At 50.8% G+C, this 1,973-nt stretch carries 3 protein-coding genes; 1 reads left to right on the top strand and 2 read right to left on the bottom strand.

The window, feature by feature from the left end:
- Together WM40_RS29310 and WM40_RS26570 are read right to left on the bottom strand one after the other, a co-directional pair.
- Window positions 1-407, bottom strand: a 407-nt coding sequence (locus WM40_RS29310) for a uroporphyrinogen decarboxylase/cobalamine-independent methonine synthase family protein (protein ID WP_461786675.1), incomplete at its 3' end; no start/stop codon positions are given.
- Between the two features lie 26 nt (window positions 408-433).
- Window positions 434-1,417 (bottom strand): DUF1852 domain-containing protein, encoded by a 984-nt coding sequence (locus WM40_RS26570; protein WP_046154570.1) that lies wholly within the window; start codon window positions 1,415-1,417, stop codon window positions 434-436.
- 418 nt (window positions 1,418-1,835) lie between these two features.
- Here WM40_RS26570 and WM40_RS29315 point away from each other — a divergent pair.
- On the top strand, window positions 1,836-1,973 hold a 138-nt coding region (locus tag WM40_RS29315; RefSeq protein ID WP_157793822.1), incomplete at its 3' end, for a LysR family transcriptional regulator.

The following is a 1,973-nucleotide window of genomic DNA, read 5'->3' on the forward strand; positions in this document are numbered from 1 at the left end:
GTCATCGGACCGGGCAGCGCCCACTTGATCGGTTGGTTCGTTTGCTGACGCAAGAACCGGGCATCTTCGACGAAGACGGGCTTCTGACGAGCAACATCCCCGACGACCGTTGGCACGCTGGCATCGTAGCGATCGCGGATTCTAACCGTCTTGCGGTGCTCGAAATCGACGCCGTCCAGATGTTCGATAAACGTGGTCACAAAATGCTGGCGCGTCTGCTCGCCGTCACTGACGATATCGATGCCTGCTTGCTGTTGCTCCTGCAACGACAGACGCAAAGCATCCTGTTTGCCCTCGATCAATCCTTCGCCCTGTAATTTCCAGGGTGACCAGAGTTTCTCGGGTTCTGCAAGCCAGGAGGGTTTAGGCAAGCTGCCGGCAGTTGAAGTGGGTAGCAGTTTCTTCACAATAGGTGACCTGTATTTTCGATTGATCAAAGAGCGTAGTTAGCGGACCACTGTTCGAGAACAGCCTCGTATGGTTTGATGAAGTGCTCCTCGACGAACTTTCCCTGCTCGATTGCCAGACGACTGCGTTCTTCCCGGTCGTAATCAATGCGCGTCAGCGAGAAATCCTGATGCTTCAGGCTTGGCCGATAGAACTTTCCGGCTGCGGAATTCGCGTTGTAAATCTCCGGGCGATAGATTTTCTGGAACGTATCCATCGTGCTGATGGTGCCGATAAGCTCGAGATCGCTATAGTCAGCAAGCAGGTCGCCGGAGAAATAGAAAGCCAACGGCGCAACACTACTCGGAGGCATGAAATAGCGGACCTTCATCCCCATCTTCCTGAAATATTCGTCAGTCAGAGAGTACTCGTCCTGCTGATATTCAAAGCCCAGGACCGGATGCTGATTTGCGGTCCGATGGTAGGTCTTGCTGCTGGAAACGCTCAGGCAGATAACGGGTTGCTTGCTGAAATTGGCCTTGTAAGCATCCGAATTCACGAAGCATTTGAACAGCTTCGCGTGCAGATTTCCAAAATTCTCCGGCGTGCTGAATCCGGATTGGTTCTTGTTGTGTTTCAGCAATAGAACGCTGAAGTCGTAGTCCCGCACGTACGAGGAGAAGTTGTTCCCTACGATGCCCTGGATGCGCTCATTGGTTTTTCGATCGACAATACTGGTTTTCAATATCTCGATCAAAGGAAGGGCAGTGCCGTTGCTCGTGCGGTCGATTATCATTTCAACAGAAATGATTTCCAGTTCGACGCCATAGCGATCGCCTTCAGGATTATCCCAATGCGCGAGCGCATTGAAACGATTGTCAATCATCCTGAATGTGTTGCGCAGGTTCTGCTGGCGACTCGTTCCTCTGGCCAGGTTGGCAAAGTTGGTCGTGATACGCGTACTCTCCGACGGCTGGTAGTCTTCGTCGAAGCAAATGCGCTTGATGGCAAATGTAAAATCTTTACTCATGTGATCTGGGAACCTGATTTCTGATGTAGATGCTGCATTTGCTTCTTGCATTTTCATAATTTTATGCTATGTAATCCATGAATAAAATGAATTGATTTCATAAAACATTGGTATTATTCATGGTTTAAAGGTGGCGTTTCCGATCGGCAATCTTGCACTTGTGATGGTTGCGGCAGGGCATGCTTCGCTCCTTGCCAGGATGGATTCGTGTCCCGCGGCGCGGTCACCTGTCAGCGCACGTTGGCAATGGTGGCAGCATCCTATCCAGCACATCAGCGACCAGGTCGAGACGCGATGATATGATGATCAATACATGAAATATAATGGAATTATTTCATCCATTCATTAACCATGTTCATGAACCATGTTTTGCCATTATTGATGCTGGAGTTCATCTTTTACAGCGCGCGGAGCCGTCATGCTTGAGCGATTTCATCTCGTCCTCGTCCGGGAGGTCGAGCGCCAAGGCTCCCTTACCGCGGCGGCCACGGCACTGCATCTGACACAGTCGGCCCTGAGCCATACGGTCAAGAAGCTCGAGCAATCTATGGGTATC

This window comes from Robbsia andropogonis, assembly GCF_000970345.1.
GTDB lineage: Bacteria > Pseudomonadota > Gammaproteobacteria > Burkholderiales > Burkholderiaceae > Robbsia > Robbsia andropogonis.

Excerpts from the sequence above, each read along its gene's own strand:
- WM40_RS26570 (WP_046154570.1), bottom strand. The coding sequence starts at position 1,417 with ATGAGTAAAGATTTTACATTTGCCATCAAGCGCATTTGCTTCGACGAA.